General features: G+C 50.1%; 14 protein-coding genes. 9 read left to right on the plus strand and 5 right to left on the minus strand.

Annotated elements, in window-relative coordinates; genetic code table 11:
- The first annotated feature begins 52 nt into the window (after positions 1-52).
- Positions 53-178: a hypothetical protein gene (locus tag ACNRUY_RS02970; RefSeq protein WP_488110153.1), complete on the plus strand. Its 126-nt coding sequence runs from the start codon at positions 53-55 to the stop codon at positions 176-178.
- A 69-nt stretch (positions 179-247) separates the two neighbouring features.
- Positions 248-889: a hypothetical protein gene (locus ACNRUY_RS02975; protein ID WP_488110154.1), complete on the plus strand. Its 642-nt coding sequence runs from the start codon at positions 248-250 to the stop codon at positions 887-889.
- A 113-nt stretch (positions 890-1002) separates the two neighbouring features.
- Here ACNRUY_RS02975 and ACNRUY_RS02980 read toward each other — a convergent pair whose 3' ends face one another.
- The 3 genes from ACNRUY_RS02980 to glnE all read right to left on the minus strand — a co-directional run bounded on the left by ACNRUY_RS02980 (position 1003) and on the right by glnE (position 7202).
- Entirely contained in the window at positions 1003-1932 is a 930-nt protein-coding gene (locus ACNRUY_RS02980) for a branched-chain amino acid transaminase (protein ID WP_488110155.1), read from the minus strand.
- A 592-nt stretch (positions 1933-2524) separates the two neighbouring features.
- Positions 2525-3964: a hypothetical protein gene (locus tag ACNRUY_RS02985; protein WP_488110156.1), complete on the minus strand. Its 1440-nt coding sequence runs from the start codon at positions 3962-3964 to the stop codon at positions 2525-2527.
- Between the two features lie 235 nt (positions 3965-4199).
- Entirely contained in the window at positions 4200-7202 is a 3003-nt protein-coding gene (glnE, locus tag ACNRUY_RS02990; RefSeq protein ID WP_488110157.1) for a bifunctional [glutamate--ammonia ligase]-adenylyl-L-tyrosine phosphorylase/[glutamate--ammonia-ligase] adenylyltransferase, read from the minus strand.
- A 182-nt stretch (positions 7203-7384) separates the two neighbouring features.
- Here glnE and ACNRUY_RS02995 point away from each other — a divergent pair, with 182 nt between their 5' ends.
- From ACNRUY_RS02995 to aceF, 3 genes are all read left to right on the plus strand, one after another.
- Entirely contained in the window at positions 7385-8326 is a 942-nt protein-coding gene (locus ACNRUY_RS02995; protein WP_488110158.1) for a lysophospholipid acyltransferase family protein, read from the plus strand.
- A 754-nt stretch (positions 8327-9080) separates the two neighbouring features.
- Positions 9081-11738, plus strand: coding sequence for a pyruvate dehydrogenase (acetyl-transferring), homodimeric type (gene aceE / locus ACNRUY_RS03000; RefSeq protein ID WP_488110159.1), 2658 nt, complete (start codon positions 9081-9083; stop codon positions 11736-11738).
- 105 nt (positions 11739-11843) lie between these two features.
- The gene (gene aceF / locus ACNRUY_RS03005; protein WP_488110160.1) at positions 11844-13787 is read left to right on the plus strand and encodes a dihydrolipoyllysine-residue acetyltransferase; all 1944 of its coding nucleotides are present in this window, start codon (positions 11844-11846) and stop codon (positions 13785-13787) included.
- A 43-nt stretch (positions 13788-13830) separates the two neighbouring features.
- Here the strand turns inward: aceF and ACNRUY_RS03010 are convergent, their stop codons facing one another.
- Positions 13831-16314 carry a hypothetical protein gene (locus tag ACNRUY_RS03010; protein WP_488110161.1) on the minus strand — a complete coding sequence of 828 codons (2484 nt, stop codon included), beginning with the start codon at positions 16312-16314 and terminating at the stop codon, positions 13831-13833.
- A 669-nt stretch (positions 16315-16983) separates the two neighbouring features.
- Here ACNRUY_RS03010 and ACNRUY_RS03015 point away from each other — a divergent pair.
- The gene (locus ACNRUY_RS03015) at positions 16984-17904 is read left to right on the plus strand and encodes a hypothetical protein (protein ID WP_488110162.1); all 921 of its coding nucleotides are present in this window, start codon (positions 16984-16986) and stop codon (positions 17902-17904) included.
- 15 nt (positions 17905-17919) lie between these two features.
- Here the strand turns inward: ACNRUY_RS03015 and ACNRUY_RS03020 are convergent, their stop codons facing one another.
- The gene (locus ACNRUY_RS03020) at positions 17920-18474 is read right to left on the minus strand and encodes a YggT family protein (RefSeq protein WP_488110163.1); all 555 of its coding nucleotides are present in this window, start codon (positions 18472-18474) and stop codon (positions 17920-17922) included.
- An 882-nt stretch (positions 18475-19356) separates the two neighbouring features.
- Between ACNRUY_RS03020 and ACNRUY_RS03025 the strand changes: the two genes are divergently transcribed.
- The 3 genes from ACNRUY_RS03025 to ACNRUY_RS03035 all read left to right on the plus strand — a co-directional run bounded on the left by ACNRUY_RS03025 (position 19357) and on the right by ACNRUY_RS03035 (position 21439).
- Positions 19357-19854, plus strand: a complete 498-nt coding sequence (locus ACNRUY_RS03025) for a Pycsar system effector family protein (RefSeq protein WP_488110164.1) — start codon at positions 19357-19359, stop codon at positions 19852-19854.
- The gene (locus ACNRUY_RS03030) at positions 19855-20565 is read left to right on the plus strand and encodes an adenylate/guanylate cyclase domain-containing protein (RefSeq protein WP_488110165.1); all 711 of its coding nucleotides are present in this window, start codon (positions 19855-19857) and stop codon (positions 20563-20565) included.
- A gap of 88 nt (positions 20566-20653) precedes the next feature.
- Positions 20654-21439: an SMODS domain-containing nucleotidyltransferase gene (locus ACNRUY_RS03035; protein WP_488110166.1), complete on the plus strand. Its 786-nt coding sequence runs from the start codon at positions 20654-20656 to the stop codon at positions 21437-21439.
- Positions 21440-21532: the final 93 nt, after the last annotated feature.

The raw sequence follows: 21532 nt of genomic DNA on the forward strand, positions 1-21532 counted from the left end.
CCTGCGGGTGTTGCAGTTGAGGCTATAGTGGGGACGTTAAGGGGAAACATCAATGACAGGAGGGCTGTTTGTTGATCTGGGTCGGGTTGTGACGAACGGATTGAAGGTTCTGGCAACGCTCTGTTTTCTGGGGCTTCAGAAGATATCGGGTCTTCGTCGTGTATCGTTTATCCCGTAAAAGTGTAAAAGGCAAAAAAACAACTACAGTAGGTTGTCAGTGAATGATTGACTGAAGAGGTTCCTTCAAATGTCGCGGCTGTCGAATACAGTAGTAGGTTGTTTTGTATTAGCGGTATGCAGCGCCGCTTTTTCCGGTGAGTATACCGGGCCGGTAGATGAGGTAAGGACCTGTCACAGCATTGCTGAGATCAAGGAAGAGATAAACTCAAAACGTGATCACCTCCATATTGCCCTTGGTAACACGGAGGAGAGTAGGCTATGTGTTGTTGTGTTAGAGGGTTTTTTGATCCAACAGCAAAAATCGTTTGGAGACAACTATTTTCTGTTCAATGAGTATGCGGACGGGGCGCCGAGTGGACAAGCGCAGCTGCGCCTGGATTCTTCAACATTAATATCCAACTTATCCTCAGACCTCAGTGATAAGGATAAAGTTATTATCTCGGGTTACGTAGTGCCCACTGCTGTTAAAACGGGTATGTTGTTTGTTGGGAATGGTGGCATTGGTTTGATGAACGTGGATTACCATCCATTTGATGCGCATTCCAGCGGTTTTTATATTCATGTTCAAAAACTTGCGTTTCATCAAGAATCCGCTGCTAAAGAGGATGTCCCCAAGGATCCATTACAAAGCCATACCTCTGGTTCTGCTGAGCAGCAGCCTGTATTTGATGATAAGCCAATGGGTCCAGGGATCAAGGATGACCTGTAAAGGATTTGACGGATAGGCATGTGCCTCAGGATATGGGTACATGGGGGGGGAGGATCTCAGTCACAGCCAATCAACGGCAGCGCTGAGATCACAGGATTAATAGCAGCCCATTATTACGGATGACAGGGGCTTAACCATTCCTGTCGGGCATCCCGTTGGCCACGGACCTGATCAAAGTACATGGATTGCAACTTTTCTGTGACAGGGCCGCGTCGGCCTGAGCCAATGGTGCGGCCGTCGTGTTGTCGGATTGGCATCACTTCAGCGGCGGTTCCGGTAAAGAAAGCTTCTTCTGCAATATAAACTTCATCGCGGGTGATGCGTTTTTCCCGAACCTCCAGACCCAGCTCCTGGGCAAACTGGATAATGGTGTCCCGGGTAATCCCTTCCAGGCAGGAGGTGAGTTCCGGTGTGTAAAGGATGCCATCGTCTTTTACAATGAAGATATTTTCGCCACTGCCTTCGGCCACATAGCCTTCGTTATCAAGCAACAGGGCCTCTTCACAGCCACTGTCCAGAGCCTCACGCAGGGCCAGCATGGAGTTCATGTAGTTGCCGTTAGCCTTGGCCTTGCACATGGTGATATTGACATGATGCCTTGTGTACGACGACGTCCTTATTTTAATGCCCTGCTCCAGAGCTTCCGGGGACATATAGGATGGCCAGTCCCAGGCGGCGACGATGGTGTGAACTTTAAGGCCTTCTGCCCTCAGGCCCATACCTTCTGACCCGAGGAAACACATGGGTCTGAGATAAGCTTCACTGAGGTTATTTTCCCTGACCACTTGCTTCTGGGCTTCGTTCAGGGTTTCCCGGCTATAGGGGATTTCCATGCCCAGAATATGGGCGCTGCGGAACAGCCGGTTAGTGTGTTCGTTCAGGCGAAAAATGGCAGGCCCCTGGGGCGTGTTATAGGCCCGGACGCCCTCAAAAACACCCATCCCATAGTGCAGGGTATGGGTCAGTACATGGGTTTTGGCTTCGCGCCAGGGAACCAGTTCACCGTCAAACCAGATAACGCCATCTCGATCGGCGAAGGACATAGGGGAAAACTCCAGGTTCAAATTGTTTTATGGTTTCTTTTGGTGGTGGCAGTGTCTCTTCGAGTGCCGCTGTGGGCTGTTTTCTCAAATGCCCATTGCGAAAGTCAAAGGAATGACTGCCTTTCCAGTTTCTGGCTCTCCTTGAGCCCTGTTCTGCCAGAGGTTCACTCTGCTGCCCGCACAGTATATGTCAGTTTTCCGCACCTGTGATGGGGTGCCGGGAGTGCTTCTGTTTGTGTTGTCCAGTTCTGGAGTAAGTAAACCGAACGGTATTTCTGGCCGGATTCAAGCCAGTGAATCATTTAGCCGGGGTGAGGCATTGGCGGGCAGCAGCTACCGGCTTCTACTCCTCAGCAAGGGCTATTGGAGCATAAACTGGCAGATGCTGAAAGGGGGGCAAGAAATGTCCGTATTATGTTCAAAGACTGTCGATTACTGTGCAGGAAAACCCTTGTGTATGCACGTCTTGTTCTATTCAATGCCTATGCTGCTCTGCTTCAGCTACAGGGAGTGAATTCGCAATTTGTCTGTCTTTGTTAGCTTTGCTTAATGCTCTTTCAGGTGACTGAAGAAGTCATTTTAGTTCTGGGTGTTACTTGCCGAGGTGACGAAGTATAGGTGTAATGGACCATCTGGTATAGATGAACCCTCCAGCATTAGCTGCCATACTTATCACTAGAAGAGCATAAACTCCACCTAAATTTGTGCTCTCAACATTGCTGTCTGCTTTTGTTGTGGCATCACCACTAAATGGATGATCTGGCTCAAAGTCAAAGTGCCCGGTAAAGGCAACACGGGGATCAATATGATTGCCGCAGTAGTTAGCCATTGTCATATTGTAAGAGGCGCTGTTTGCAAGGTGCTGAATATTAACCATGCAAATACCTGCTATGCCCCCTGACTTGAAGAATGCGTCGGCAGTAACAACAGGCTTTTGTTGGTAATTTAAATAATTTTCACTCCATATGCCTGTTACCGGTTGATCGATTTCATAAGTCTTTTTCAGTTTCTGAAGGTGTTGGCTACCACTGTTCATCTCAAAACTAATATTTGAGGGTTTTCCCTTGGGACCAGTACTAATCCAGGCGAGATAGTTTTCTTCCACGTCGGATGTTGCATCGGTGCTGAAAACTGTCTCGCGAACATAGCTCTGGTGAGACCCAAGTATCTTTATAAGCATTCGAGGTTTTGTGTTACCACTTTTCAGGGAAAGCTCTCCATGTTCAAAGTCACCCGCTCCACCCTTTAGCCTCAAGGCTGCCTGGCCTTCTTTTCGATCCCCACCGATGGTGATGATATTGTTCATTAAAGAGAAGGAGCCTTCTTCCCCTTGCCTTTCAGTGATCACAGGCTGCTCAATGTTGACAGCATACATAACCCGGTCGCCATCGAGATAACTATGTGATAACCGTTGCCGTATACTACTGTGGGAGTCTTCAGGAATTTCCCCTCCCTCGGCCAGTACCAGATAATCCAACTTTTCTGTACCAACCAAGTGAAGCCAAGACCCCTCAAACTGCTTAACACTATGGCTGCAGACTAAGGAGCTGCCCTGTGGTCTTTTATTAATGAAGGTTTGAAAGTTCGGTCCATCAATTTTTACCCCAATCAGGCGAGAGTTTTCTTTCCATTCAACCACTTCAAAATGAGAACCTGAAGATGTGTAGCTACCAGTAGGTTTTAGCTCTATAAATTCACCGGGTGTACTGGTCATTACAGTGACATTAGCAGGTAACATTAATGTTGTTTCTAATTGATATTCTCCAGGTTTGGCAAGAACCAGATGAGGGGCTTCCCTGGGTGTTGATAATGCAGCTTTTAGCTCTGAATAATCATTTACCTGGGTTATTTGATCGTGCTCAAATTCGGAGCAGACAGCCTTGAGTTTCGCATATTTTGGATCTGAAAAAAGGGTTGAGCAGTTAATGGGAGAGGGGGTTGTAGCAGCTAGAACAGACCCGTGGATAAAAATCAGTGAAAAAATAAAGGGGAGTAAATAGTTTGGGTTTCGAATGAATCGCACAAAGTACATAGTATCACCTCCAGAGGGTGTTTTTTTGTATGTGCTTGAAAAGGCGGTGGAATGATAGTGAACAAACAGAATGGTTACCTAGATTGATTTGCTATCAATGATCCTTTTTTTTGATTCACTCTGCTTTCCCAGCGGCCAGCTTTTCTGGCATTACTCCAGTAATTGTTTCGGCAATAGAAATGCCAAAGCACCAAAAGTAGTGCTTTGGCTGCAATAAGATGCCGGCAGCAAGGCATCAATTGGCGTTCATCCACGCCTGCCAGATGGCCATGACCTGCTGGCGAAGTACTTCCGCAGTGGCAGCAGGTACTATGGGCGGTTGATTTTGCAGGGCTCTCTGGTGAATGCTGAGGCGAAAGGTTTTGTAGGCATCCCTCAGCTGCTGTCCGGCTTCATGATTCAGCAGGCCCACGGTTTCCAGCGCTTCGGAAGTCCTGATGTTATCGGTCCACTGAACCAGTGAGGGGTGTTCGCTGGCATAGCGCAATACCGCATATTGAATCAGAAATTCAATGTCGACAATGCCACCAGTGTCGTGTTTCAGATGGAACTGATCCGTTTCACCAGGTTTGCTGCCAAGGTGGCCACGCATTTTTTCGCGCATTTCCGTAACATCCCTGAGCAGTTGCTCCGCATCCCGTTCCTGGCACAGTACTTTGGCTCTCAGAGCGTCAAACTGGCTGGCCAGAGTTTTGTCTCCAGCCACCACCCTGGCCCGGACCAGTGCCTGATGTTCCCAGGTCCAGGCCTCCTGTTGCTGGTATTTTTCAAAGGCGCTGAAGGAGCTGACCAGCAGGCCTTTGGAGCCGGAGGGGCGAAGACGCATGTCCGCATCATACAGGGTTCCGGAGGGTGTCTGGGTGGTCAGAATATGGATGATTCTCTGTCCAAGGCGGGCGTAGAAGGTACTGCTGTCGATGGTCCTGGGGCCTGTGGTTTCGCTGTTGATGGCGCCATTATGAACAAACACCAGGTCCAGGTCGGAACCGGGTCCCAGTTCAATGCCGCCCAGCTTGCCATAACCCAGTATGATGAACCCGGGATCACAGGGCTTGCCTTCCGGGTTTCCGGGTTCGCCGTATTTCTCAGTGAGGTTACGCCAGGCAATGGCCACGACGGCTTCAAGAATCACTTCGGCGATCCAGGTCAGGTAGTCGCTTTCTTTCATCAGAGGCAGTTTGCCGGAGACCTGGGCGGCGGTGACCCGGAGAATGTGCGCCATTTTAAAATGGCGCAGGGCTTCCATCTGGTTTTCCAGATCGTCTTCCGGGATATGCGCCAGTTGTTGTCTGAGTTCGTCCGCCAGTTCATCCCGAAGCGGTGGGTTGTACAGGTCTCCCAGATTGAGGAACTCGTCCAGCAGCGCCGGATGGCGGGCGATCTGGTCGGCAATCCATGGGCTGGCAATGCAGAGCTGGCTGAGGTGTTCCAGGGCTGCCGGGTTTTCCATTAACAATACCAGATAGGCGGTCCGGCGCAGGACGGCTTCCACCAGGGGAAGCAAGCGAACCAGCAGAATATCCGGCTCTGCCGAATTGGACACTACCTCCAGCAACTGGGGCAGAAAACGATCCAGTCGCTCACGACTCTGGCGCCGGACCCGGGTGATGGCTTTGCCATCGCGCAGGGCGAGCAGTCGGTTCCGGGAGGCCGCTGGGTTAGAAAACCCGGACTGAAGCAATAACTGGTGCTCTTCTTCTTCGTTCAGCTGGCTCAGCCAGAAAGCCAGCCATTGGTCGGTCTCCTGTTCTGGCGGGTTTTGATCATCTGGGTCGGCAATGACCGCTTCAAAGTGGCGGATAACGTTCTGCTTATGGGACTCAAGGGTATCCAATAATCCCTGCCAGTCTGGATGGGCCATGCTGGCCGCTACTCTGGCCTGGGTCAGGGCATCTTTGGGCAGATCCTGGGTCTGCCGGTCGGCAATGGCCTGAAGGGCATGCTCCAGGTTGCGCAAATACTCATAAGCTTCCCGCAGTTCCGTCGCGTCTTCCCGGGAGAAGTAGTCGTTGCTGGAGAGGGTGTTGAGCACTTTGAGCAGGTTTCTTTCCTGAAGGCTTCGGTCCCGGCCACCGTGAATTAACTGGAAAGACTGGACAATAAACTCGATTTCCCGAATACCGCCTGGGCCCAGCTTGATGTTGGTTTCCATCCCTTTACGTTTGACTTCCCTCTGAATCAATCGCTTCATCTCTCTCAGGGCGCTGATGGAGCCAAAGTCAATATATCGTCGATAGACAAAGGGGCGCAGCAGGTTAAGGAGTTCGTTACCTGACTGGAGGTCGCCCGCTATCACGCGAGCTTTGAGCATGGCGTAACGCTCCCAGTCCCGTCCCTGATCCTGGTAATACTGCTCCATGGCAGCAAAGCTCATGGCTAGGGCACCGCTGTTGCCATAGGGTCTGAGCCGCATATCCACTCTAAACACAAAACCTTCGGCATTCTGGCAATCCAGCACCCGGATCAGCCGCTGGCCAAGACGGATAAAGAACTCCTGGTTGGTCAGCGGCCGCCTTCCTCCCTGTGTCTCTCCCTGGGCGGGGTAGGTGAACATCAGGTCGATATCCGAAGAGAGGTTCAGGTCACAGGCCCCCAGTTTTCCCATCCCCAGAACCACCATTTTCTGGGGAGTCGGATTGTCATCAGGGTTGCTGCTCGAATGGATAGTGCCATAGGGAGTACCCAGGGTTTTACAGCTGTCCTTATATAGCCACTCCAGGGCAAGGTCGACACAGGCATCTGCCATAGCCGACATATCCGCAGTGGTTTCAGACATACTGGCCTGGCGGTTCAGGTCGCGCCAGATAATCCGGAGCATTTCCCGGTTACGATATCGCCGCAGGGACTGTATCAGCTGTTCTTCAGTGTCGATGGGTTCGAAGATCTCTGCCAGTCGTTGACGGTGGCTCTGTGCCTGTGCAGCGAGCAGATCAAAGCCCAGGAAGAGATCCAGCAGCCATTGCGGGTGGCGGGCACATTGCTGGGCGGCAAAATCACTGCCACTCCAGCATTGAATCAGTGCGTCCAGAAACCGGTGGTCAACCTTGTTGGCATGGGGTTCCCAGAGAGCGTGGACATCCTGGTCGCTATTGAAGTAGTGCTGCCAGTGTGTTGCAACCACTGCCTGGACCGGTTCAGGCAACCCGGAGGTGGACAGTTGCTGGCTGAATTGCGCCTGGAGTGGCTCCATATTGCGGACTCTCTGCTTTTGTTTATTGAGATCGTTTGAATAGATCAAGGTCCCCTGGCAGCCTGCCACAGGCTCCGGGCGACAGTTGTTTCCTATTATAACGACCAAACAGAGAAAAATGACCGCTTTGTAGTGGCTGCACTTGAATGGGTAGTAAAGAGATGCTGGCCCTTTTGCCCCTGACTATACTTGCTCTGCTTTATTGATCCATTCTGCAGAGTGGCGGGTATATGCTGTTTTTCCGTCTGCTGGGGTATCTGCCCTTTTTCCTGATCTACTGGCTGGCCTGGCTCAGTTATCTCTTTCTGTATTATGTACTGGGCTACCGGAAGGCGGTGGTGGAGCAGAATCTCCGGCAGGCTTTTCCACAGAAGAGTCAGGCTGAGATCCGCAGGCTGGGCAGGGCCTTTTACCGTCATCTGGCCAATCTCGCTTTTGAAATCATCAAGGCCAGGACCATGAGTGCCGCGGAGTTCCGGCGTCGCTGCTCTGTGGTTGGAGCCGAACAATTGCTGGAGAGTACCCGCCATCGCCAGCAGTCCATCATTGTTCTCACTATTCACCAGGGGAACTGGGAATGGGTGCTCCATGGCGTTTCGCTCCAGCTGGAGCTACCGATTGATCCGGTATACAAGCCGCTTCACCACCGTGGCTGGGATCAGTTTGTCCGGGAGGTTCGTGGGCGTTTTCATTCAAGGCCCCTGGCCATGGCCGAGGCGGGGCGTGATATTCTGCGGCGCAGAGATGAGTTCCGGCTGTTTGTCATGTTGGCGGATCAGTCCCCCATTGCCGGAGAGAGCAGCTACTGGTGCCAGTACCTTAACAAAGAAGCGGCCTTTCACACAGGGGCTGAGAAAATGGCCCTGTTGACCGGCTTTCCGGTTTTTTTTGCCCAGTGTCGGCGTCTCAAAAAGGGTTACTACCAGCTGGAATTCAAAGAACTGGCAACGCCACCTTATGACCCAGGCCATCATAATTCCCTGGATAATCATTCTCATAACAAAATGTCACACGAAATCCTGGACACTTATGTGAGAATGGCCGAGGCGGCGATTCGTGAGCAGCCGGAAACCTTCCTGTGGAGCAACCGTCGCTGGAAGCGTTGCCGACAGGAAGAGGAAGAGACTACGGCCTCTCTGGTTTCGGAAAACTCAATGGCCGATTCTCCATGATTAAACGATCAGAACAGACCCCTGCCGATGGGTGAAAGCAAGTGGTTGTTAGGGGTGTATTGATCGACTGTGTGAATTGCTGTCGTTTTTGTCTGCACCCCTACTGAAGCAGGGTGTAGAACGTGTAAAAATACTACACGTAAGTACTGGTACTCATTGCGGGAATTGCTTATCTTGTAGTTATATTACATTTGATTAATATCAATTTTTTTTTAATCTTGGGCTGTTAGATGGAAATGATGCGGCAGCGGTTGGTATCTGTGGTGATCAAGGGTTAATGGTTTGATCATTGATGGTAACCTTGTCCGTTATGATTTTCCGGTGGTAGCCCGATACGTTCTGGCGTAAAGGGTTAGCGGTGCACATCCTGCCATGACGGAGTTTGCTGGCAGTCTGTCGGACTTACGACAATTTCGGCCTAAAATCCAGAAAGAACGGCCAAATCTTTCGATGAATTCGATTAAATAGGTCCACTATTCGCACGAATCCATCGAAAGATTTGACTCGTTCTACTGAATTTTATGCTCGAAAGCATAAGCCCGACAGGCTGCTAGATGATCCTGAAACCATACCTGCCGATTTTTGCAGGCAGGACCTCAGGGCCGAACTCCCGCAGGCTGATGACTGGCTGATCTATTCCGACCTTCATGTCTGGAACCTGTGATCTGAGCACTGGTGGGGATTGTTTTGCATTCCGCCGGGGCTTCGGTTTTTAGCGCCTGACACAGCTCTTCTGATTTCGGAGCCGATTTTTATGCATGACATCGACCCTATAGAAACCCGGGAATGGCTGGAAGCACTGGATTCCGTTCTGGAGCAGGAAGGTGAGGACCGTGCCCATTTCCTGCTGACCCGGCTGTCCCAGCATGCCCGTGCCAAGGGCACTCAGCTGCCTTACGCAATTACTACCCCATACCGCAATACCATTCCGCCGGAGAAAGAAGCGCGGATGCCCGGTGACCTGTTCATGGAGCGTCGTATTCGTTCTCTGGTTCGCTGGAACGCGCTGGCCATGGTAATGCGTGCCAACAAGAAAGACAGCAGCCTGGGCGGCCATATTTCCTCTTTCGCTTCCAGTGCCACCCTGTACGACATTGGTTACAACTACTTTTTCCATGGTCATGAAAATGACCGTGAAGGCGACCTGGTCTATTACCAGGGCCATGTGGCGCCGGGTATCTACTCCCGGGCTTTCCTGGAAGGTCGTCTGAATGAAGATCAGCTGGACAATTTCCGCCAGGAAGTGGATGGCAATGGCCTCCCCTCCTACCCACACCCCAAGCTGATGCCTGACTTCTGGCAGTTCCCCACGGTTTCCATGGGGCTTGGACCGCTCCAGGCTATCTATCAGGCCCACTTTATGAAGTACCTGATCAACCGTGGCATGGCTCCGGAGCAGAATCGCAAGATCTGGGCTTTCCTGGGTGACGGTGAAATGGATGAGCCGGAATCCCTGGGGGCGATCTCCCTGGCGGGCCGTGAGAAGCTGGATAACCTGGTGTTTGTGGTGAACTGTAACCTGCAGCGCCTGGATGGACCGGTGCGTGGTAACGGCAAAATCATGCAGGAACTGGAAGGGGTCTTCCGGGGTGCAGGCTGGAACGTTATCAAGGTGGTCTGGGGACGTCACTGGGATCCTCTGCTGGCCCAGGACAAGAACGGCAAACTGCAGGAGGTCATGGACCGGGCTGTGGACGGTGATTACCAGAACTGCAAAGCCAAAGGCGGCGCCTGGACCCGTGACAACTTCTTTGGTCGTGACCCGGAAGCGCTGAAGCTGGTTGAGCACCTGTCCGATGACGATATCTGGCGCCTGAACCGCGGTGGTCATGACCCTTACAAAGTTTACGCTGCCTACCATGAGGCGGTTAACCACACTGGCCAGCCAACGGTGATTCTGGCAAAAACCGTTAAAGGCTACGGCACCGGAGCCACCGGTGAAGCGGCCAACGTCAGCCACAACGTCAAGAAGCTCCCTGTGGATGACCTGAAGCACTTCCGGGATCGCTTTGACCTGCCCATCAAGGATGAGGACATTGAGACCCTCCCTTACTTCAAGCCCGATGCCGACAGCCCGGAAATGATCTACATGCGCAAGCATCGTGAGAAACTGGGTGGCTTTATTCCCCAGCGTCGCCGGGAGACAGACGTCAAACTGGAAATTCCGAGCCTGAAGGCATTTGAAGCGGTGACCAAGGGCAGTGGTGAGCGTGAAATTTCCACCACCATGGCCTATGTCCGTATCCTGGGTGCACTGGCCAAGGACAAGAGCCTTGGCAAGCACATCGTGCCGATCATTCCTGATGAAGCCCGGACCTTCGGTATGGAAGGTATGTTCCGCCAGCTGGGTATTTATTCTGCGGAAGGCCAGAACTACGAGCCGGTCGACTCTGACCAGGTGATGTTCTACAAGGAGTCCAAGCAGGGCCAGATTCTGGAAGCCGGTATTAACGAAGCAGGCGCCCATGCGGCGTGGATTGCTGCAGCGACCTCTTACAGCAATCACAACGTGCCGATGATTCCGTTCTATGCTTTCTACTCCATGTTCGGTTTCCAGCGGACCGGTGACCTGGCCTGGGCGGCGGGTGATATTCAGGCCCGTGGTTTCCTGATTGGTGCCACTGCCGGGCGGACCACCCTGAACGGTGAAGGTCTCCAGCACCAGGACGGTCACAGCCACATTCTGGCGGCTACTGTGCCAAACTGCATCAGCTACGACCCCACCTACGGTTACGAGATGGCCGTGGTCATCCAGAATGGTCTGCAGCGGATGTATGGCGACGGTGAGAATGTCTGGTACTACATTACCGCCATGAACGAAAACTATCGCCAGCCTGCCCTGCCTGAAGGGGAGGAGGTGATTGAGGGAATCATCAAGGGACTGTACAACCTTGAAGAAAACTCCCGTGATAAGGGACCAAAAGTTCAGCTGATGGGTTGTGGCACCATTCTTGAAGAAGTACGTGCTGCCGCCGAAATTCTCCGTGATCAGTTTAATGTTGAATCGGACGTGTGGAGCGCTACCAGCTTTAATGAACTGGCCCGTGACGGCCAGAATACCAAGCGCCACAACATGCTGAACCCTGAAGCGGAACCACAGCTGAGCTGGGTTGAGCAGCAGCTGGCGGGCCGCAAAGGACCGGTGATTGCCGCTTCTGACTACATGAGCCTGTACGCCAACCAGATCCGGGAATTCGTACCAGGTACTTATGTGGCGCTTGGTACCGACGGCTTTGGCCGTTCTGATACCCGTGAGCAGCTGCGTCGTTTCTTTGAAGTGGACCGCTACTTTATTGTGGTGGCTGCCCTGAATGCGCTGGTCAAGGACGGTGAGCTGGATGCCTCTGTGGTCAGTGAAGCCATCAAGAAGTTTGATATTGATCCAACCAGGGCTAACCCTCTGTACTGCTGAGTTTGGACCTTAACATTGAATAGTTGATTCCGGTCCTTGCTGCTGGGGGCGCAAGCCCCAGTGAGAAAGCAGGCGTACTGGATTTAATGCTGAAAGGTATTAGGAATGAGTGACGAAATCATCAAGGTCCCAGACATCGGCAGTGGTGAGGCAGAGGTTATTGAAATCTGCGTCAACCCCGGTGACTCGGTGGCGGCTGAAGATTCCCTGATCGTCCTGGAATCGGACAAAGCGACCATGGAAGTACCTGCGCCCCGGGATGGCGTAGTGACAGAAGTGCTCCTGAAAGTAGGCGACAGTGTTAGTGAAGGCGCAGAAATGGTGAAAATGGCGGCAGCGGCCAGTGCCGAAGCGCCAGCTGCCCAGCCAGAACCCGCTCCCCAGTCGGCTACTCCTGCTGCGGCCCCTGCTGCAGCACCTGCCCCGGCAGCGGCCAGTCGTATTGAGCCGGTGACCGTGCCGGACATTGGCGCAGAAAATGTTCCCGTTATCGAAGTTTGTGTCAGTGTCGGTGATACCGTTGCGGAAGAAGACTCCCTGATTGTCCTGGAATCGGACAAAGCGACCATGGAAGTGCCTTCTCCGGTTGCCGGTGTGGTGAAAGCCATTCATGTCAAGGACGGTGATGCCCTGAATCAGGGCGACCTGATTATTGATGTGGAAGTCAGTGGTGCAGGTGCCCCTGCAGCCGAGCCTGTGGCAGAAGCTGCTCCCGCTCAGGCCCCTGCGCCTGCCGCGTCTGCATCGGTTGCAGCAGCGTCTGGTCCTCGCATTGAAAAAGTAACGGTTCCGGATATCGGTGCGGAAAATGTGCCGGTGATCGAAGTCTGCGTCAGTGTGGGTGAGAGCATCGAAGAGGAAGGTTCCCTGATCGTCCTGGAGTCTGACAAGGCGACCATGGAGGTTCCATCACCTTTCTCCGGTGTGGTCAAAGCGGTTGCGGTGAAAGAAGGGGATACCCTGAGCCAGGGTGACCTGATTCTGGATATTGAAGTCAGCGGCGGTGCTCCTGCAGCTCCTGCTCCAGCACCCGCAGCAGCCCCTGCACCAGCAGCTTCCCAGCAACAGCCTGCCTCTCGCGCCCCGTCAGCGCCTCCGCCGAGGGCGGAAGCCAATCCGGTTGAGCTGGAAAGAACCAATCGGAATTATCATGCGGGTCCTGCGGTTCGTAAGCTGGCCCGTGAGTTTGGTGTAGATCTGGCTGCGGTTCCGGGCTCTGGTCCCCGTCGGCGTATTCTCAAGGAAGATGTCCAGAAATACGTCAAGTCTCGCCTGAGTGAAAAACCAAAAGCGGCAGCAGCCACTTCCGGACTGGGTATTCCCCAGATGCCGGAAATTGACTTCAGCAAGTGGGGCGATATTGAGGAAGTTGCCCAAAACCGCCTGCGTAAAGTGGCGGCCCAGAACTTCCAGCGCTCCTGGCTGAATGTGCCCCATGTGACTCAGTTTGATGAGTGTGACATCACAGAGATGGAAGCATTCCGCAAAGCCCAGAAGGCAATGGCGGAAGCCCGTGGCACCAAGCTGACCCCTCTGCCCTTTATTCTCAAGGCGGTGGCCTATGTGCTGAAAGAACTGCCCCAGTTCTGTACTTCCCTGAGTCCTGACGGTGAGAAGCTGATCTACAAGAAGTACATTAACATTGGTGTGGCGGTGGACACTCCGGATGGATTGTTGGTGCCCGTCATCAAGAACGTGGACAGAAAGAGTCTGTGGGAGCTGTCTGCAGAGTGTATTGAACTGGCTGGCAAGGCCCGTGACAAGAAGCTCAAGCCGGACGAAATGCAGGGTGGCTGTTTCACGATCTCCAGCCTCGGCTCTATTGGTGGCACGGCATTCACTCCGATTGTGAATGCACCGGAAGTGGCCATTCTTGGTCTTTCCAAGGCTTCCATGAAGCCGGTCTGGAACGGCAAGGAGTTTGAGCCCAAGCTGATGCTGCCTCTGTCCCTGTCCTATGACCACAGGGCAATTAATGGTGCAGACGCTGCACGCTTTACCACTATGCTGGGCGGCCTGCTGTCGGATATTCGTAAGCTGCTGCTCTAAAGAGTGGTTTTGATATCACTCCCGTTGGCTTCCTTTCTGGGGGTCAACGGCGTATTTTTTTCTCTGTCAGTTCCAGAATTTTTCGCCTGATTTCCAGCAGTTCCTGTGCGCTTAGAAGACTGGCGTCTTCCCAGTCATCAGGAATGCTTTTCTTGATCTGCCTCATCAGGATTTTGGCTTCTGGTCGCCTGCCAGCCTCTTCCTCCAGCCACTCAAGCCAGCGAAGGTCGATGGTGGCTTCGTGTAAATCCAGAAGCCTGCGGTGGATGTTCATAACCGCGGGGCACTTTTCTGCAGAAGGGTAAAGATAGATCACATCATCTTCCCTGCCATCGGTTGGGTCAAAAGGGTCCGCAGTGGGCATGCGCCCGTGCCACTGCAGGTATCCCTGGGCTCCCGAGCGCCACAGATACGCTCCGGCGGCGGTTCTTGGGGCAGGCATGTTATACAGCCATACGGTACTGGATTGCTTCAGATTGTTGATTTTGGTTTCCGTGAGCCCGAAACCGTGATTCACCAGTAAGAGATCGACGTCATCGTTGAGAGAGCGCTGGCGCATGGTGTTCATATGGCCGGCGGTTTTAAATGCCAGGGGCGCTTTTCTGAGCAGTTCTGCAGACTGTTCAATAGCGGTGAAGGTTTCCGGTGTGGGTTCATCAAAAACAGACCAGTAAATGTCGGGCAGTTGCTGATTTTTCAGGGAATAGCCCAGTTGCTGCAGGTCAACGCTGGCTTCTTTTTCGCTTTTGAGATTCAGCAGACGCTTAAAGGGGGCATAGGCCAGCACCGGCTGGTGAAAGCCGTACCGTTTTATCTGTTTTATCTGGCGAAGAAACTGTCTTCTGTTTTTATCATTGTCCGGTGTGGCCAGGGCGGGAGCTACGGTGGAAAAACCATGGCTGCTGAGCAGGGCCAGGTCACAGGCTGTGGCGATGGAGACCTGGCTGTTGAACGTACTGAACCAGTGGTAGAAGGGAGCCGGTTCAAGGTAGAGCCCGACCGGTCGCTTCAGCCGCGGCAGAGTGATGGGGAGCACCCTGATGGTATATTCCTGAAGATAAAGTTTGTCATGGCTGAGCACTTGAAGGTTACCGGTGTATTCGCCCATGGGAGCACTCACAGGGATGTTCACCTGGACGGATAGCCTTCTTGGGCGTTTTCGGGACAGGCGCAGGGTGCCAAGATCCGATCTGAGGTAGCTGTCGTCGAGAATCAGTGAGCTGGCGTTGGGTTCGGGACGCTCATAGCGCCAGTGTCCGTAGCGGGTGGTGACGGACAATGAATCGCCTTCAGGGGAGCGGGGCTGGCTAGCCATTACAACAGGACTGTTATCATCCACAGGGGTCCTGATTTCAAACATCAGGTTGAGCAGTGTCCCTCTTGCTGAAAGGTATACGCCCTGGTTATCAGCCACCTGGTGGCTTATGTCCTCTATGGAGAATGTTCTGGGAGGGTGGTAAAGGTCGCTGGTCACCGGCCAGGTGTTGAGGAACCGGTTTTTGCGCTGCTCCTCAATATTGCTGGCGAACTCACCGTCCACCGGTTCCAGGATCAGGGCGGAAATATATCGGGCTTCACGTTCCCCCCTTAACTGAATGTTGAGGCTTCCGCCGCTGATGTCCACGGTTTTGTTGATCATTCCGCTGCGCCTTTTACCGATCAGCTCCCAGGAGTCACCGTCCAGCCCTCCCTCTTTTCGGGAGCCGGCCAGATACACCTGGCGAACCCACTGCTCCCGGGTAAAAGACTCATCCAGGAGCATGGTTTTTCCGGCGATGATCTTACGGTTGAGAGAATGAGGGAGGTATTCCCATTCTCCCTGATCTTCAATCCAGAGCGTCAATTTCCACCGACCGTTCAGCCAGGGAACAGTAATAGAGTCGATTCCCTGAATACCGTCCTGAATCAGGGCATCACCGGACACCCTTACCCGCTCACTCATTTTCCCTTTCAGGTAAGGGCTTTCTCTGGTGATGGCCTGAAATCCGCTATAGAGAGGACTGTCGCTCTGGCCAAAATCCAGCGCCAGGGTCTGATCAGGGATATCCTGGCCAGTGTGGATCCTGACTTCCCTGAGTTCCAGGCTGGAGCGCGGGGTGTCGGTGAAAATATGCATTTTGGAATAGGGTTGCTCCAGCGGCGCTCCACCGGAGGTTTTCAGCCCAGTCAAAGGCAACACCAAAGAGAATGGGCCCGGAGCAACCGTAAACTCTTTGTTTAACCGGGTGTAGTAACTGGAAGACCGACTGTTATCGATACGGATGATCATCAGCTGCAGGTTGTCGGACTTGTTTTCTCCAGAGATAAGCAGTTCAGAGCCAAGTTGAAAGGAGGGGAAGGTATCCAGTTTGTGGGTGAATGGGAGGGTTATTCGTTTATCCAGAATAGTATCATCTCCACAGCTTACCGGGATGGTTAACCCGTTGAGGGATAGAATCAGTATTGTATAAAGGGGCAATTTCTGCCGGTCTTCCCATTGCAAACGGGTGGCTTTGACTTTAAAGAACATGAGTACCATATCAATCATATTACTCAAGCCTGGCGAAAAAGTTATCTGGTTATTGCTTCTGTATCGACTTCTCGAAGAGATAGATGAACTGGCTGTTGGTCTGCCGAATGAGGCCATGAAATACTTTTCTCAAAGTTTTTATTGCCATCGACTCAGACTGTCTATTTTATAAATGCCTTAAGTTTTTTGATTGACCGTTAATAGTGGCGGTTATCTTTTTTTGAGAAGAGCGTTATGAAGAAATTGGTGTCGGCTTGTTGTACTTTTATCCTTATTTGGACGTTTTGTCTACAGAGTGTGTACTCTGTCGAGTGGAAACGTGTTGATACGGTTGATACAGAAAATGTTTATATCTCTTCCTTTGAACGGTTAAATGTTTTTTTATCAGAGAATGGGTTGAACGTTGTTACCACCAGTAGTCGTTATGGGCTTCACTCAAGATCGGCTCTTTCTCTGGCAATGATTATGAGTCGAACAACAAAGGAAGGAACTCGCAGTTGGTATGAGTTTATTAGAAATAGATTGGTCAGGAATAGCACGTTACAGGGAAGCTATTCATCGCCTATGTATACAAATCCGGTAATGGTGTATGACCTCTCCTCATAGGCATCTCTGGCTTCAGTGGTTAGTAATTACCTGTCTTCAAGGTTATGGGAATATCTATCAAGTGAACAGTACTACCCGTCTTTGATGCAGGAATTGGCTACTTTAAGAGAGGTTGATGAACGTTATGCAGGCACTGTTTCTTTTATGCTTCATTATCTGAATTCACTGAGTAACCCAATACAGCGCCCCTTGATAGTGGACAACATTCGTGCAGATATAGAAGCTTATTTTGACCAGCTTGATGCTGTTGAGGCTGGTATCCTTTTTGTCATAGCCACTGAAATACCCATTATGATTCTGGATGTTCAGGAAGCAAATGTTGCTGCTATAAGGATAGGTAGAGTAGCTGGGGTTTTGCGGGTTTTCCCTGTTGTTTTTTTACCTTATGCTCAACTGCCAGAACTATTAGAAGAATGCCGTGAATCTTCAACAAGGGTATTTGTTACTGAAAATGGCAACGATCTGCTGCCTGTAGTTGGCAATAATACCCTCTGTTGCTTAAATAAAGAGGCAAGAAAGTCTGGTAATCCGGGTAATCGAGTACAAAGCCGGTATACACCCATTCGTAAGAAAGTAGATAGAGAGTATCTATATAAAAAGTGGAAAAACACAGTAGATAAGCTTGATAGAAGTAAGGCCTTTCACAATCGAAACTCATTCTGGAAGAGTGGGCTGGCAATCTCGACACCGCTATGGTTGGTGCTGTCTTATAAATACCTGCTACCCCAGAAAGCGCAAGATGATATATGGAAGGGCGTTTGCGGGAAAAGCCATTCAAGGCATCAGTGCCTGTCTCGGTGGATGGTTGCTGTTCAAGAGAGTTGTTACGGAGCTTTAGAGGCAGGCTATGAAACCCTGTGTGCACAAATGGAGTTCAAAGCCTGTATGACAAAGTATCAGGAGTACTGCGGCAAGGCAGCTAAATCTGGCTATCAAAGTCTCTGCGGCGAAATGAGCCTCAGAGACTGTTTTAAATATTATCGAAGAAAATCAAGCTCTTGAGCTCAGGTACTTTCTTCAACCCAACGCAACCAGAAAATTCTTCAGAGTGATGATCACAATCAGAATCACCATCAGGGAGAAGTCCAGCCCGCCCAGGGGAGGGATCACTTTCCGTACCTTGCTGGTCAGGGGTTCGGTCAACTGATGCAGCAGCATCAATCCCGGATTGTAGCTCTGGGGAGCCACCCAGCTGGCGATGGCGATGATGATCAGGCTGAACATATAGATGTTCAGAAACTCCGTGGCCAGCTCAATCAGGCTTTTTATCAGAACACCTGCAAAGGGAAGCTGTCCGGGGGACACTCCCGCGATCATGTAGAGCCCATAAATGAGCAATATCTGTAAAACCAGGGCCAGAATCAGTGAGGCCATATCGATGCCGCCGTAGCCGGGAATCACCTTGCGGATGGGGTTCAGCAGGGGAGAAGTGGCTTTGACGATGGCCTGGGAGATGGGGTTGTAAAAATCCGCCTTCACCAGTTGCAGTAGAAAGCGAATCAGCACTGCCATAATGTACAACCCACCCAGGGTCTGGACCAGAAAGCTGAAACTTGAAGCAAATGCAGACATAGCGTTCTATCGGTTACCTTTAGTCATCACTGAAAGCCAGGGCGATCAGCTGTAGCGGTTATTGGGCTCTGCTCTGAGTAGCGCTGTTATGCATAATACAATAAAGACTATTCCGTGCGCGTCAATCCTGCGCAAAAGCCACGCAATTTTTGGCTTATTTTTGGGTTTAAAAGCCGTTTGCTTCCCTGCTCTTCATGGCACCATTGCCCGGCTGTTGCCCTGCATGCCCTTGCCAGTAAATCCTCAGCACTGACCCGGCAAAGCGACGCTGGGTTCGAAGAATTTGAGCGACTGCACAGTCACGGTGTGTTTGTTATCTCATTAATCAGGACGTTTTATACCCACTCTGGTCGGTGAGGCAGGTCAATAGAGTGCCCGGTTTTTACATGGTACTATGGCGCAGTTTATGCAGGTGTTACAGCGTGTACAAGAGATTTTGCCCCCTGATGAGTCTTGAAAATGGCAGGCCGGGCGGTAGCGTATCGGTTTTGTGTGCGACTTCAGACAGACACTGTTTTTCCACCACAAGCGAAAGCATCGGTTAAGAGTCGAAGGTGTCAGTTCTTTCATTGTGCACATACCCATTGATGTACGCACAATGAAAGAACTGACACTGAACCTCCTAACGATGAGTAATATTAAAAATATATTATGCAAAATGGTAGAATTAACTTTTACATCAAGCAGTTAGAACTGCATGTAAATTTCGTAATATATCTCATTTTGAATTAATAAGTACGGTATTGGGTGGATATCTCTTAGTTTGAGTTTTTTGCCCCTAATATTCGATATTGCTCAGTTTGAGATCTAATAGCTGTTAGCTGCTCACAGAAAACTGCAATATCGAGTAAAATGAGTATTTTTTAGATAATGGAATCCGACATGACCGATTCGCAAGATATGAAATCAATTCTTGAGTTAAGCCTTGCACGGCAGTTAGGATGGATTCAGGCAGCAGACACTAGGGTTAGCTTCATTCTGCCACTTACTACAGCTATGCTTGCTGTTCTTGCAGCACTGATACCTAAAAATATCTGTTTATGGACAACCCCCACTATGCTTTTTCCTTTTTCAGCATGTGGATTGTTAGTCTTGAGCCTTATTTTTATTGCGTGTGCATCCTTCCCAAGGACTGAAGGCCCTGAAGGATCAAATATATTTTTTGGTGGAATTGCCTCAAAAGATCTTTCTAATTTTGAGCATCAAATTAAAACCCAAACTGAAGAAGAATATATTAATGATTTGATTGCGCAATGTCACAGAAATGCTCAGATAGCTGATAGAAAATACCACTGGGTAAAACAATCAATAAAATGTATATTTCTATCATTACCTTTATGGTCAATTGCAATTTTTATGTTGTTTAGTTTGGGAAAGTAAATGTCATTAAGTGATGATTTAAAATCAGATGTAACCAATATTGTGAATAAAGAATGGGACTTAAGAAAAGGGCAAAAAGTTCCTAACACAGAAGACGTCAAGCTAGCAGGTGGAGCTGTAGAATTAGACGCTACATTTCTATATGCTGACCTAGCAAATTCTTCAAAAATGGCAAAAGAACTTGATCGACGTGTAGCGGCGAAGATAATGAAGTCATTTTTGTCAACAGCCTCACGATTAATAAGGTTCTTTGACGGTACAGTAGTTAGCTTTGATGGTGATCGTGTAATGGGTATTTTCCTAGGCGGTTCTAAAAATACAAATGCTGCCAAATGTGCTCTAAAAATCAACGGTGTAGTCACGCATGTTATCAAACCCGAGTTTGAGAAGAAATATACTTCTGTAAAAAATGCCAGCTTCAAAATAAGCCATGGTGTAGGTATAGACACTGGTACAATAATGGGGGTTCGAGGCGGCGCTCGCGGTGCAAATGACTTAATTTGGATTGGTCGCTCTGCAAACCTAGCTGCAAAACTAAGTGACATCAGAAATGGTTATTATAAAACACATGTAAGTGCTTCAGTTTATAACCAAATAAATGACTCCTTCAAAACTGACTCTAGTGGTAATAGTATGTGGAACCGAATCACATGGAGTTATTTGGGTGAAAATATAACGGTTTATAAATCAAGCTACTATACCGAGGTGTAGGCCGCAGCTAACAAAAAAATCCAGGTGACGCCTACGGCGCACCTGATTTAGGCGTTAGCTGTACAATCAACAAAGGAGTGAATTCCAAATGTATGGACTCTATCAAGAACAAAAAACAGGTCTTCCCAGTAAATTTGAAAGATTTAGGCAAGAGATAGAGCTAACTGAAAAGCAGAAAGAGAAAATAATTTCTTCTCACAGAAACCTACGAGAGAATAACCTTCAAACTCTTTCATATGTAACAGAGTCATTTCTTACTGGATCGTATAAAAAGAGTACTATGATTAGGCCACCAAATGATGTGGATATTTTCCTTGTAATAAATCAAACAACATATCATTCAACACCGAATGCTGTACTGAACAAGTTAAAGCGTGACTTGGCAAGGTGGTATCCAAATAGCAAAATACGTCAAGACAAACCCTGCATTGTGTTAGATTTTAATCATTGTAAGTTTGAGCTTACACCTGCGATACGCGAATCGAGCATTTGGGGCGGTCATACCTATTACATTCCTGAGTTGGGTGGTAATGATTGGCAAAATGTAGAAGACCCGAGAAAGCTTGAACAGAAACTCTCATCTAAGAATAGAGAGTTAAATGGAATGCTTACTCCACTCATAAAAATGATGAAAATTTGGAAAGCAAACAACAATATAAAAAACATCAAGTCCTATGAAATGGAGGAGCGTGCCATAGACTCAATCTATAGGGTGTCTAGTTACAGGGATGGAGTTGAACAGCTTCTGAAAATTTATGATTGGCCCGATAGCAACAGAATCTTTCATGACCCAATTCGCTCAATGACTGACCAAGAGTTTGCTTCATACTGTAGGAGTACCCCCCTGTGTCAGGATAGATGTCGCCTCTTTTGACTCATGACTCTCTTCAATGGAGAGATGATTAAAAGAGGCAGTTATGGCTCGCTACTCCAAAGAAATGAAAGAGGCCGTCATCCAGAAGATGAT

The sequence above is a fragment of the Endozoicomonas sp. Z74 genome, assembly GCF_057680865.1.